The organism is Reinekea marina, assembly GCF_030409715.1.
Taxonomy (GTDB): Bacteria; Pseudomonadota; Gammaproteobacteria; order Pseudomonadales; family Natronospirillaceae; genus Reinekea; species Reinekea marina.
In genome coordinates this window covers 1623913-1636931 of sequence record NZ_JAUFQI010000001.1, presented here as the reverse complement: position 1 = coordinate 1636931, position 13019 = coordinate 1623913, and the positions used below count along the sequence as shown (strand labels likewise).

The following is a 13019-nucleotide window of genomic DNA, read 5'->3' as shown; positions in this document are numbered from 1 at the left end:
ATTGACAACGTTTTTAATTGGCATAAGTGGGTCTCACTCATACCGCGTGTAGCGTTTAGGATCAAACGCTTCACGCACGGCTTCACCGATAAACTGAATAAGCACTAAAATGGTAGAGACCGACAAAATAGCCGACCACACAATCCAAGGGCTGTCTAAATTTGCTTTACCCTGCTGCAGCAGCTCACCAATACTCGGCGTTGGCGGTCTTAAGCCAAATCCTAAGTAATCGAGTGCTGTGAGCACGGAAATACCTGCCACCATAAAAAAGGGTGCGATGGTGATCACCATTACGATGGTGTTTGGCAAAATATGATGAAAAATAATACGAGCGTGGGAAGCGCCAATGGCACGAGCCGACATTACGTAATCACGTGCCTTTTCTTTGTATGTCATCGAGCGCATATACCAGGTAATGCCCATCCATCCAAACATGACGTAAACCACCGTTAACCAAAATAAGCCTGGCTTTACGATGGAAGCAAATACCATAATGACGTACAAAAAAGGCACAACGGAAAGAATTTCAATCACACGCTGCCCGACTAGATCAATCCAACGGCCAAAGTAACCCATGGCACAACCCACAGAGACACCAATGCCCATGCAAATAAATAACGAGAACATGGCAAAAATAATGGCGATTCGAAAACCGTAAACTAAGCGCGCAACAATGTCTCGTCCGATACTATCGGTGCCTAAATAATGCTTTCGTTCGGCCGATGGCGCATATGGAGGGTATTCACCGTCTAAAAAGTCTTGCTCAAATGCATTCCAAGGCACCAGCGGTAACAACACCCAATTGTTAGACCCATCGTTTGAGAATTTTTCGCTGAGTTCACGATAATTGGTTTCATATGGGTAATCGAGCCCGAAGAAATCGCCACCAATAACATCGCTATAGGTGGGGAAATACAAGCTGCCTTCATATTTTACGATCAATGCCTTGTTGTTGACGATCAGTTCGGCTGCAGCCGACAACACGATTAAAAGCATGAACACCCAAAAGGCATAATAGCCACGTTTTATTTGCGTAAAACGGTGTATTTTTTTGCGCGTCAGCGGGCTAAACCACTCACGTTTTTCTTTTTCTACTACCGGTGGCGCTGTTACTTCTGTCATTACTTCGCTCCATACTTAACACGAGGGTCGACCAAGGCCACCAAAATATCGGATAATATATTGCCCACTAAAAATAAGCCTGTCGTGATAGCCAGTAAGCCCATAACCACGGGGTAATCGTTTTCTACTAACGCTTCAAAGCCTAACAAGCCAATACCATCAATATTAAAGATAACTTCAATTAAGAAGCTGCCCCCTAAAAAGGCCGTTAAAAAGTTACCAAAGTGAGAAGCCAAAGGAATAAGGCTATTACGGAAGGCGTGGTTTTTTACCGCTTGCTTAAATGGCATGCCTTTCGCCACGGCCGTGCGAACGTAATCGGCCGAGAGGTTTTCCATTAAATTATTTTTCATGGTGACGGTAAGCACGGCAAAATCGGCGATAAGGTAACAAATGAGCGGTAACGCGGTGTGCCAGAGTAAATCTAAGAATTGTTTGCCGCGAGAGAAGTCTTCAAAGTCTTCGTGAACAAAGCCGCCCATTGGGAAAAGCTCCCAGCTAAACGAAAACCAAGTGAGCAGTAACACGCCCACAACATAGGCCGGTACCGCAAAGCCTAAGAATATAAGCCCCGACGATACGTTATCCATGAGCCCGCCGTGCTTTAGGGCTTTAGCCACCCCTAAGGGGATAGACACCACGGTACTGATAATAAATGTCAGCACGCCAAAATACAGCGCTATGGGCAGACGCTCGATTATCATATCCCACACAGGCATGTAGTAACGGGTAGATTTACCCAGCTCGCCGGTCAGTACGTTGCCTATCCAGTCGACATAGGCTTCTGGGATGGGTTTATCGAGTCCATAGAACTCTTTTAATTTTTCGATTTGCCGTTCAGACAACATCATTGACTGTCGATTACCGCTCGCCCCATCCATTGCCATGGCTGAACTTTCCATGATGATTCGTTCCACGGGTCCACCTGGAACAAAACGTGTCATCGAAAAAACAATAAGGGTCGCCCCGATAAAGGTAGGGATGATAAGCAGCAAGCGTCGTAAAAAATATGAACGCAAAGTAAAAACTCCTAAATACAATATTACTTATAATTATTATGAACAGCATTGGAGGTGCTATTTATTTTTATTTTAACGCCAAGTTAAAAGAACTATTGTGATTAATCAAACATATAGCCTTTAATTAGCAAATACTTGATCTGTCTCGATTTTTTTACAAATGTGTAAAAACTACCAGCGTTTGAATATTCGACTGACTATTGTAATCGCAGATTAACAACAAAGTCTTAATAGCCATTACTTTAAGGCCTCATTGGTTTGGCGCAAACAATTTCAATGCAATTTGTGAATACATTGCCCACTTGGCCAGTTTTTCGCAAGCGCTTTGTACTTTTACGATGTAATAAAGGGAAAAAACCTAGCAAAATGAATAGGTTAGAGGGTCTCTTCAAGCTTAGGCTGACTATAAAACAGACAACTCCAACTACTTATTAGTGGACGGCATTGCAAATAACACTTTAACCTTGATCGATGTACGCCCGTTAAACGAATTTAAATTTGGCCACATTCCAGGGGCTATTAACGCGCCCATTGACGAATTAGAATCGATAATCTCCAAATTACCGAGGAGTGCTGAAATAGTTGCATATTGTCGCGGTCCTTATTGCACATTTTCACACCAAGCCGTGTTAATACTTTCTAAATTAGGGTATTCCATAAGGCGGTATGATGAAGGGCTACCCCAGTGGCGCGCCTATGGGTTTCCGGTTGAGGTTGAATGAGCTTGTGCAGTTTTGATAATTCTTGCAACTCTCTTTAGTATATCGGCAAACTCTATTGCACGAGAAAAGGTCTTTCATGCAAACAAGCGCTCAAAATAATAGCACTCAAGTTGTTTTGCTAGGTACCGGCACACCTAACCCCGACCCGCTTCGAATGGGACCCTGCACAGCAATTACCGTTGGAGAACGCGCCTATATTATTGATTGCGGGCCTGGTTTAGTACGCCGCGCACAAGCCGCATATGAACAAGGTATTGCAGCCTTAAAAGTATCGAACTTAACTCATTTATTTTTAACACACCTTCACTCTGACCACACCATTGGCCTGCCAGATATTATATTTACGCCTTGGGTGATGGGCCGAAAAGAGCCACTGCAGGTATTTGGTCCAAAAGGCACCGCCCACTTAGTTGATCATGTAAACAAAGCCTATGGCGCCGACATTCAAGCCCGAACTTGCGGCTTAGAGCCCATAAACTCTACCGGAGGCAAAGCCGAAGCTACGGAATTTTCGGCTGGCGTTTGCTATGAAGATAGCGCCGTTCGCATTGAAGCTTTTGGAGTGAACCATGGCAAAGGCTGGGAGCCATTCGGGTTTAAAATAACCACCAACGATAAAACCATTGTAGTTTCTGGTGATACCTCACCCTGCCCAGACGTTTACGACCTATGGAAAAATTGCGATGTGCTAGTACATGAAGTGTATTCGCAAAAAGGGTTCGACCGACGCAACCCCGATTGGCAGCGCTACCACAGCGCCATGCACACATCGGGCATTCAACTCGGAGAGATTGCCGCGCAAGTGAACCCTAAAAAACTGGTGATGACTCACCTACTGCTGTGGGGCGCTACTGAAGTAGATTTAATCAACGAGGTGCGTCAAAACTTTCAAGGTGACGTTCAAGTCGGGCAAGACCTAGGTGTTTATTAATGAAGGTAATTGGTGAAGCCACGGCCGTATTAAACGTTTGCATCAATAATGTGCCCGAATGGCCAAGCCAAACTTTTCCCGAAAACACTACAACACTGTCTGGCAATGAGCTCTCACAACTGATTGCCGTTAATTCAAACCACTGGCGAAAAATTTTTAACGTGTATGCAAAATTATTACATGCAATAAACCCAAAAAATACCGATGATTGGCGCCAAGTTAGAGACCACAGATTACTCCAAGCTGGTAACCAACATGCTTTAACGTTAGGCACCCCAAGATTAGAACAACCCTTGAAATCTCTCACCTTAATAGCAGGCAAACAATTTGCAGAAAACCTTGGGGTATTAACAAACGCACAGGAAATACACCCAGGCATTTATCGACCCAGCATTAATAATTGTTTAGTAGTGCCCTATTTCGATTACCGGGCACTATCGGATAAAAAAATAGCGTGGTTGGCCGATGAGATTCGAGGGCAATGGCCCCAAATTTCGAGCCAAGCATAACCAATAAGTTAAGGTGCACTAGCCCCTTCTATATGAAAGAAATTATTATATACGCCCCCAACATAATTTAGATTGTCGTTAGGTGTGAAACTGTCTATTTTGATTGGGGTGGTATTTGATAAACCTAAGTCTAGATTCTTTACTTGATAAAGATCGTAGCTTTTAACTGTTATTCCGTCATCTTCATATAACTTCTGTGAAAACAAAATACTTGACTCTGTAAACTGATACTTCAGCCAATGATTTGTATATTCAATATCTACTGTTAGATCGGATAAAATTTTCGATTCTATATTATAACTTGTTAATAGATATTGATCGGAACTTTTGCTTTTCGATAGGAAAACTATTTCATTTCCATATGCTTGATAACTATAGACATTGTCTAAAAATACTTCTTTTTCTAATTGAATATTTTCACCAGTCCATTCAAACAGGTCTACGGATCCGTTCTTTTCAACACCGAAAAGTGTTCGATCATTAGAAAATGTCAAAATAGTTGTAGAAGGCTGTAAATTGTATTCAGAGAGTATTTCTAGTTGAGGGGTTGTCGTGATTTTTCTCGCCTGCCAAACAAGTTTACTGTATTCCAGAAGTTCAAATACCCCCTCCATCTCTAACAAGATTTTTGGGTTATAAGCGTCGACAATAAAGGCTAGAGTCGATACGCCATCGTAGTGTATTTCACCCTTAAAATCGGTTATTCGAATACGGTCGATATTACCTAGTATATTATCCGAGCTCGAATAAGTTTGGTAAAACCAGCGCTCATCTAGAACTCTCACTTCGTCCATTGTAGTAGGAAAGTCAAACACCTTCTTCACGCTTATATACTTGTCACTAATTTTTGCCTCAACTAGACTTAATGACCCATAAGGCTGCTCACTGTATTCGAAATAGATTCTATCGTCCCATCGGTGAACTTGATAGGTTCCAATGCTAGAACGACAAGGTGAACTTGGTAAATTATTTGATGCCATTGATTTTATTTTTCCAGAGGTAGGATCAACCCACACAAGGTAATTACCACCGGCCTCATAAGAATATAATTGCCCAAAAAACTCATCCCCTCTTGCACAACCGCCTTGAAGAGAAACATCAGATAAAACAGCTCCATCACTGTCCTTAATTTCAACAGTTTCAACAACCCCCGTTTTAGTTAGCATCCGCAGCGTATTATCCCGCATATATAAGGTTTCTGCTTCGTCAATATTGGAGGACGATAACCATTCATCTGGATTCCTTACTTCGCCTTCTTCAGGACTGCAACCAATCGCAAAAACTATAATGCTGAGCATTAAAAAATTTATTCGTGTCATAACAACTAATTCCTTTCGTTGATTTTGGGAGTGTGGCAATCACTTCCTAATGTACAAACAATACAAGATGGACTTAGCCGTTTGTACGAGTCCTTTCATTCACTGTTTTTTCTAAGCCCCTAATTTGATCGGTTAGGTCTTTAATTCGATCGTGGGTTCTCATATCAATATCTAGCTTTTTATCCATAGTATGCATAATGGGAAAAATACTTTCTTCTATGCTGGTCGCCAGTACTTCAAGTATTTTACCTAACCCTTGAACAGGCTCGTTAATTACCTCTACCTTGGGCGCATTGCTTTGAATAGCCGAAGCTAACTTTTCAAAACTGTTCACCAGCTCTACATTAGGTTCAGAAACATTTTCTTGCTTAGGTTTATTGTCTTTAATGGCCGCTATGAGATCATTGATGGCTGATTTTTCAAAGTCTTTTTGTTCAAGTCCTACTTTAGATAGCTCCCCTAGCCCATCCGCCATATCAGCGAGTTGCGCTACCACCTTACCACCGACATCGCCTTCATCACCGCCTATGGCTTTGTTACGCAAGAAGTCTTTCTTAATTTGGGCCCAACGCTGCGACTGTGCTTCTGTCATATTGCCACGTAATTCCGCCAATTTAAGTAGGTTTGCTTCGGCACCGGTGGTGAGCAATTGAGCTTCGCCTATATAGTGGTCGGCAATCATTTGCATCATTTCATCATCATTCATAACCGCTGATATTTTTTCAGTCATCTTATTCATGTTTCGATAACTGCCCTGCAATTTAAATGAAGGTTCATTGCGGTATTTATCGTCTTGTGCGGCTGAGGCAATGTATTGCTTGTTTATTTTTAGAACCACATCTTGAACTACAAACATCTTCTTAAATATGCCGGTAATTTCTTGTATTTCGGCACCGCTATATTGGTGTGACAAATCGGTGGCGGCTATGTTCTTCCCTTGAGCCATTTTAATGAGGTTATAAATATCATCCATTTCTCGGACAGCTAGTGGCGCTAGAGCTGGGTTAGACGTTAACGCATTTTCGATATAGCTCAATGCAAATTGCTCATCCATACCACCTAAAATATCACCTAAGTTATAAATATCTGCGCGGTTAGCCAGCATGTCCGGAATTTTAAATGCTTCGCCCGACTCTGTATAAGGGTTACCAGCCATCACGACACTGAATTTTTTGCCTCGCATATCATAGGTTTTAGTTTGCTCTTTCCACACCCCTTCTATACGTCTTGAGCCATCACATAAAGATATAAATTTTTGCAAAAACTCAGGGTGCGTATGCTGAATATCATCTAAATACAGCATAACGTTATTGCCCATTTCTAAACCCAAGTTTAGTTTCTGGAGCTCTTGCTTAGCCGTAGCGTTTGGAGCTTGCTGCGGGTCTAGAGACATAACATCGTGCCCTAAGCTTGGGCAATTGATCTTCATGAATATCAAACCCAAGCGGTTGGCAACGTATTCCATTAAGGTTGTTTTACCGTAGCCCGGCGGTGAAATCATCATTAACAAACCCATTAAGTCAGTTCGCTTGGAATCGCCAACCGTCCCCATTTGCTTAGCAAGGTTGTCGCCAATTAAGGGTAAGTAAGATTCATTAATAAGACGGTTACGTACAAATGAGCTTAATGGACGGGCTTTAAACTCATGGAGCCTTAGCTTGTTTCGTTCGGTTGATATTATCTCTTGCCTTACATCAAGATAATGATGGTATGTAGGAACAACAACATCACGATGATGCTCTGTTCGTTGAATAAAGCTATCTAAACTAAACCGAAGTGATCGATCTTTAATGCGCTCGTGCTCGCCCATTAACCCATCGACGTTGATTTCGGTATTTGCTTCTATCGATCTTCGTTCAATATTCACGGGCACAATAAGCAACGCAATGGCTTCTGGTATGTAGTGGCTTAAAGATGTTAACTGTTTAGTTTGAACAAGCGCTTCTAACCAAGCTTGGGCTAACTGCCACTGACTGGCAGGTTGAGTTTCTAAATTATTCAATGCTTGCTGAAACATTCTCCAACTTTCGAAGTTTACGGAGCGTTGCAGCGCCTCTACTAGCTCGGTTGCATATTGGCTGGTAATAAACGCAAGTTGGTCGTTCGCAAGCTCTTCTACTAAGTAATTGGCGGCACGCTTTAGAACTTGAGTATTCTCAGTTATCAACTCGTTTTCGTTAAACTGCTGCATAGCCTCGAACACTTCCGCACACAGTAGTAAGCTAGCATCGTTACTGCCCAATGCTTGCGCTAATTGGAACGCCGATTGTGCGCGCGCGGCCCAGCTTTTTGTATCGACTAATGAGGACGAACCCTGTTGACTAGCCCAAAAGACTTGCGCCATCCCTCGGCTCAATGGATCAAAACGTAGCAAATCTGCTTGGTCTAACACGGGTACCAGCGCAGCTAATATTTTTGCGGCATCAAAATCATGAACACCTTTTTGGTAGCCTTCTTTGTAACGAGGGCTGGCTATATTTTTTACAATGGTAATCAGCTCATCTTCGTTTTTTATCGCCGTTCTCAGCGTTTTAGAGGTTAGCCCTTTTCTACCTTGCTCACATGCAGCCAGTACTATGGAGGCTAAATACTCAGCTCGGTATATATCATTGGTTTCAGATTCTATCGATAAATTCCAATAGTCTTTTAGATCGTGGAGCTTTTCACTATTGATCGGCTCAAAAAAATCTGTACCGGTTAAATGAATGTTTAAATCACCATCGCGAGGAATAATGGTTAAATCTAACTCTTGTGTGTTTACTGAGAACTTATGGCGAGGACCCAGCTTAATTACATTACCGCCCTCTTCAAAGATATCGGTTTTATCGCGCAGCGAACGTAATGCCTGCTCTTTGATAGACTTAGCACGTGATTCAATATCGTCCGCTTTTACTGCGGCGTCTAACTCTCGCAAACTTTGCACCAGATCACGTATTTTCATGACTAAGGCGTCAGTTGCGAAATAGGTATTAAGCTCATCATCACTGGTAAACTTGAGCGAGCGCTTTTCAATTGAGGTCAGCATGCGTCCAGCGGCATCGGTTAGGCTTTGTGCTTTACGTTGTTGCGCATCAAGTAGCTGTTGTTTGTGACCTTCAAACGATTCATAGATTTCTTCGCGTTTATCCATAATGTCGCTCAGAAACTGATCGTACTCTGAAAACTGGCTTTCCAGCTCCTCTAGCTGAACTAATAATCTAGAAAGTTGCTCGTCACATTTTTCGGGTGACGTTGCTAGCCCCAAAGCATTTACAATACTCTGCGAAAACAATTTAAACTGAGCACCAAACTGAGCAATGGCCTCTGAAGAACCCAGCCCTTTCTTCTTATGGTTCGCATTCGCTTTACTCTGATTTAGCTTTGAATAGACATTTGATATAGCATCAATGATTTGGGTACGTACCGTTGCGTCGGCTACTTTCAGAGTATTCATTAACTCGGTGAGCAAATCTAAACCGGCGACTGTTGATTCAATGTCTTCAATTATGGGGGTTAGCTCGGCAATGGTTTCCGCATTTTCGACCGAGCTGTCTAGCATAGTAATTTTTTCAAAGTATGGGTCTAGCGCTTGCTCACTCGATAAAAATTCGACGGTTTTTTCCGATAGACTTGCGTTTACTTGCTGTAGCTCTTCATCTAGAGCATCGAGGCGAGCAATATCTATATATCGATAATCACGAATGGTTATCAGGTGTCCGCGCTGATGACGCAATTGACTGAGCGCATTCACATAATCTTCGGCACTTTGCCAGGAATCTGGACGTATTTTTTGAAGCAAATCTTTTTGGTCTTGCTCGGCTTCGCGCATGGACGCTTTAGATTGCTGCTGTATCGATTGGACTTTTTCAAACTCATCAATTACCAACTCTGAGGTATGGGCTACTTGCTGGAGCAGCTGAGCAAGTGTTTCTGTTTCAGGTGAACTTAGCCAGTAGTGATCATCAAATACTCGTTTAGAGGCTTTCGCCAGTGCCTCATATAAGCGCGATGACACCGACTGGCTTTCTATATTCCGGCAGATACTGTAAATATCTGATATACCTCGAACTAATTCTGCGTTGCCAATTTTTCCGTAAAAAGTTTGGCTCTGCGGCTGGGCACTGGCAAATTCAGCACTGACATAGGGCGTTTGCCACACTTGCATTGGGTGTACGCGAGTCGCTTCATTTACGGCCGAAAAAACCACCAACTGTCCGCTTTCGGCTAATGCATAACCGTGACAAAAGATTGGGTTTTGCAATCGCTTATTAATCAGGTTATAGCCAAATAACCCGACTACACCTTCATTCGGCTCATAAAAAGCGTAGAGAACATCTTCGCCATTCGGAGAACGAATCGCACGCTGGAATTTTAAACCGGATACGTTTTCATCAAAGCGCTTATACTCGCCGTTTTGCAAATACAACCCACCAGGAAAAATCAAACCATGGTCTTCAGGAAGCTGTACGCAAGACTCCCCTATGGCGTCAATGCGCATCACTTCTTCGTTGAGTTTGTTATAAACCAAATAGCGTGTTGCACTTTCTTTATAAGGTAACACTTTTAATAGAATGAGATTGCCTACACTCGCATAAGCGATTTTACAATCGTCTAACGATTGGGTTTCATCCTCTACCGGCTCACTGTATATCCCTAAGCCATTGTCGGTATTGTTTTCGATTTTAACGGTTAAGTCACCACCAATCGTTTCTACAAATACAGTGTCTAAAATACTAATATGGGGGTGACGACCGTTTACAATATCGTCACGGGTGGCCTCTATCCATTCAAAATCGTAATCAGGTGGTGGCTGTATATCTCGTTCGCCACGGTTATCGATATACTTAATCGCCTTACCATCGGAAGATATAGACCAACGAAACACTCGAACATCGGATAATTTTTCACCAATTTGAAATGCCGCAAGTAACTTACCGTCTTTTACGGCTAATTGTATGAGTTTGGTGTTTTTGTAGTATCGGTAGAGCTCACTAAAATCATTTACAAAGCTGGTTTCTTTAAGAAAATGGTTTTCGTGTTCTACAGCTTTTAACTCTACGCCGTTTTCTGTTTGCTTTATATCAAATAAAGCGAAAACATCTTCAACTTTCGTTTCTTTCTTTAAACCAATGAAAACATTATAACCAAACAGAAGATGCTCACCCACTTGCACAATGTCTCGCGCAATGCAGTTATGCTCTGTTCTTACACGGGTACGGCCAATAACGGCCATGTCTGCACTACCAAACTCTACGAGACGCGCAGTATTCAGCTCTTGCGCCTGTTCAAACAGCTGCTTACCTTGCTCTGCTAAACGTTTACTGATGACTTCATAGGCACCCCCTTCGGCAACAGCACTGTCAACAGCTTGATCCGCAGCGTTAAGTTGCGTGTTGTTTAGTTCGGTCATTATTTTATCCTTAAAATTCTATGGCTTACTTGGCAGAGGCAAGGCAGGTAAAACAGCCTGGTAGTTAGCGAATGGGGGTTTCCCCCCCAAACGCACTAGGCTTCAGATTTCTCTTTAGTTGAGGAGCTCGATTGAGCATTATTTGGCTGCATCATTTTACTGACAAGCCCTTGAATCACATTACTCTTACCAGCTAAGCCGTCGACCGCTTTACCAATAGAGAGTGACTTAGCAAAATTATCAAAGAAATGATCTTCGCCGCCCACAATATCGATCTTCGCTTTCTGCAGCGCAACGGCCAATACTTCAGCATTTTCTTTAGCGATTTCCTTGCCAGCTTCCATAGAGGCCAAGGCTTCTTTAAGGGCTGTTTCAAGCCCCATGCGGAACTCTTCGTGGTCACGTGCTTGCTCACTCATTGAGTTCATCGCTTCAAATTTATCAACTAGGCCATCGGCTTCGGCTTTAAACTGCAATCGAGTCACATCGGCACCCGCTGTACCGGTACCCAGTAAGGCATCGGCTTCGGCATCGCCTTTGGCTTTAATAACGTTCGCTTCTGCGATGCCCTCTTTTTCAAGTGACATAGCTTTCGCTTCTTGCACTTTGGCTTCAGCTAAACCAGGTGCGGCTTGCTCGGCCTGAACACCTTCAGCTAACTTCTTCTTACCATCGGCTTCTTTAGCTGCGGCTTCTAAATCGGCTTGTGCGAGTACGGTTATTTCTACCGCCTTATGTTTCGCTGCGAGTTCTTCTGCTTCAGCGGCTTTAACTTGCTTAACCTTCTCTTCTTCAGCAATCGCTTCAGCTGCAAGTACTTGAGTTTGCTTGGCACGATCGGCTTCTGAAACTTCACGAACTTCCTTGATACGCTCTTCTTCAATTGCCACAGTTTTATCAACTGCAACGCGTTCGCGTATCACATTGGCAATTTCTTTCTTTTCTACTTCTATGGCTTTTTCTGCTTCAATACGCTGCAGTTCTACTTCACGCTCACGTGAAACCACTTCTAAATCTCGCGCTCGTGTTACCTTTTCTTGTTCAATGGCTACGGCGCGCAGTCGGTTCTGTTCAGCTACTTCCATTTCGCGCTTTTGATTTTCAGTTTGAACCGCTAAGTCTTGGTCTGTAATAATAGTCGACTGCTCGGCTTTTAAGCGCTCTTCTTCTTGTACCTTTTTCGTTTCTGCTTCTTCACGTGCAATGATGGTTTCTATTTCACGCTTTTGTTTTGCTTCTGCATCAGACTGTTGCCGCTCTAGCTCTAGCATAGCTTCAACGGTTTCAACATTCTTTTTCTTAATCGCCAGTTCTTCGTCACGCTCGAAGTTATTGGTTTGAATGTTTTGGCTTGCGGTTAGTTCGGTAATTTTACGGATACCTTCGGCATCTAGAATATTAGATGGGTCAAGCGAAGACTTTGGTGTTTGCTCTAAATAGTCAATAGCAACATCTTCTAACACATAGCCATTTAGATCATCACCAATTACTTCAATAATTTTTTCTCGGAATTCTTGTCGGTTTTCAAAAAGATTCACAAATTCAATTTGTTTACCGACTGTTTTCAATGCTTCTGAAAACTTAGCATTAAACAGTAAGTTAACCGACGTTTTATCGGAAGCGCGGTCGGCACCAATAGATTTCGCAACTTTCAATACATCTTCAGCCGTTTCATTCACCCGCAAATAAAACGCTACTGTAATGTCGGCACGCATATTATCGGCACAAATTAGACCATCTTTACCACGACGATCTACTTCCATGGTGATCAATGAAATGCGCATTAACTCTTTCTTGTAGATGACAGGTATCACAAAGCCACCCGTAAACTTAACCTTTGGCGTCGCCGACAGGTCGTTGACAATCAAAGCCACGCCTTGCTCTACCTTGACATAAAACGCTTTAAAAAACGCCGCCAGCCCAACAATACCTATAAACAGCGCGCCTACAATAACAACCCAAGGGGCATTTTGAGCTAAGTTTGCTAATTCCATAAAAGTTTCTCCAT

General features: G+C 42.7%; 10 protein-coding genes. 3 read left to right on the top strand and 7 right to left on the bottom strand.

Features of this window, described 5'->3' with window-relative positions:
- Positions 1–33: 33 nt before the first annotated feature.
- The 4 genes from QWZ13_RS08660 to QWZ13_RS08645 all read right to left on the bottom strand — a co-directional run bounded on the left by QWZ13_RS08660 (position 34) and on the right by QWZ13_RS08645 (position 2533).
- Positions 34–1122: an ABC transporter permease gene (locus QWZ13_RS08660; protein ID WP_215999123.1), complete on the bottom strand. Its 1089-nt coding sequence runs from the start codon at positions 1120–1122 to the stop codon at positions 34–36.
- Positions 1122–2066, bottom strand: coding sequence for an ABC transporter permease subunit (locus QWZ13_RS08655; RefSeq protein ID WP_215999401.1), 945 nt, complete (start codon positions 2064–2066; stop codon positions 1122–1124). Before QWZ13_RS08655 ends, QWZ13_RS08660 begins: the two co-directional genes overlap by 1 nt.
- A complete protein-coding gene (locus tag QWZ13_RS08650; RefSeq protein ID WP_290281427.1) occupies positions 1984–2190 on the bottom strand; it encodes a hypothetical protein in 207 nt (68 codons plus the stop codon). Before QWZ13_RS08650 ends, QWZ13_RS08655 begins: the two co-directional genes overlap by 83 nt.
- A gap of 193 nt (positions 2191–2383) precedes the next feature.
- The gene (locus QWZ13_RS08645) at positions 2384–2533 is read right to left on the bottom strand and encodes a hypothetical protein (RefSeq protein ID WP_290281426.1); all 150 of its coding nucleotides are present in this window, start codon (positions 2531–2533) and stop codon (positions 2384–2386) included.
- Positions 2534–2575: 42 nt separating this feature from the next.
- Between QWZ13_RS08645 and QWZ13_RS08640 the strand changes: the two genes are divergently transcribed.
- The 3 genes from QWZ13_RS08640 to QWZ13_RS08630 are packed head-to-tail and all read left to right on the top strand — an operon-like array spanning position 2576 to position 4303.
- Positions 2576–2863 (top strand): rhodanese-like domain-containing protein, encoded by a 288-nt coding sequence (locus QWZ13_RS08640; protein ID WP_290281425.1) that lies wholly within the window; start codon positions 2576–2578, stop codon positions 2861–2863.
- 22 nt (positions 2864–2885) lie between these two features.
- Positions 2886–3794: an MBL fold metallo-hydrolase gene (locus QWZ13_RS08635; protein ID WP_290281424.1), complete on the top strand. Its 909-nt coding sequence runs from the start codon at positions 2886–2888 to the stop codon at positions 3792–3794.
- Positions 3794–4303 (top strand): DUF6942 family protein, encoded by a 510-nt coding sequence (locus tag QWZ13_RS08630; protein WP_290281423.1) that lies wholly within the window; start codon positions 3794–3796, stop codon positions 4301–4303. The genes QWZ13_RS08635 and QWZ13_RS08630 overlap by 1 nt, the downstream gene beginning before the upstream one ends.
- An 8-nt stretch (positions 4304–4311) precedes the next feature.
- Here the strand turns inward: QWZ13_RS08630 and QWZ13_RS08625 are convergent, their stop codons facing one another.
- The 3 genes from QWZ13_RS08625 to QWZ13_RS08615 form a co-directional block, all read right to left on the bottom strand.
- Entirely contained in the window at positions 4312–5622 is a 1311-nt protein-coding gene (locus QWZ13_RS08625; protein ID WP_290281422.1) for a hypothetical protein, read from the bottom strand.
- A gap of 73 nt (positions 5623–5695) precedes the next feature.
- Positions 5696–11011, bottom strand: a complete 5316-nt coding sequence (locus QWZ13_RS08620; RefSeq protein ID WP_290281421.1) for a DNA repair ATPase — start codon at positions 11009–11011, stop codon at positions 5696–5698.
- A gap of 95 nt (positions 11012–11106) precedes the next feature.
- Entirely contained in the window at positions 11107–13005 is a 1899-nt protein-coding gene (locus QWZ13_RS08615) for a flotillin family protein (RefSeq protein WP_290281420.1), read from the bottom strand.
- Positions 13006–13019 lie beyond the last annotated feature (14 nt).

What these genes read in the sequence shown, in the direction of transcription:
- QWZ13_RS08660 (WP_215999123.1), bottom strand. Translation starts at nt 1,122, where the DNA reads ATGACAGAAGTAACAGCGCCACCGGTAGTAGAAAAAGAAAAACGTGAG.
- QWZ13_RS08655 (WP_215999401.1), bottom strand. Translation starts at nt 2,066, where the DNA reads ATGACACGTTTTGTTCCAGGTGGACCCGTGGAACGAATCATCATGGAA.
- QWZ13_RS08650 (WP_290281427.1), bottom strand. Translation starts at nt 2,190, where the DNA reads ATGCTGTTCATAATAATTATAAGTAATATTGTATTTAGGAGTTTTTAC.
- QWZ13_RS08630 (WP_290281423.1), top strand. Translation starts at nt 3,794, where the DNA reads ATGAAGGTAATTGGTGAAGCCACGGCCGTATTAAACGTTTGCATCAAT.
- QWZ13_RS08625 (WP_290281422.1), bottom strand. Translation starts at nt 5,622, where the DNA reads ATGACACGAATAAATTTTTTAATGCTCAGCATTATAGTTTTTGCGATT.
- QWZ13_RS08620 (WP_290281421.1), bottom strand. Translation starts at nt 11,011, where the DNA reads ATGACCGAACTAAACAACACGCAACTTAACGCTGCGGATCAAGCTGTT.
- QWZ13_RS08615 (WP_290281420.1), bottom strand. Translation starts at nt 13,005, where the DNA reads ATGGAATTAGCAAACTTAGCTCAAAATGCCCCTTGGGTTGTTATTGTA.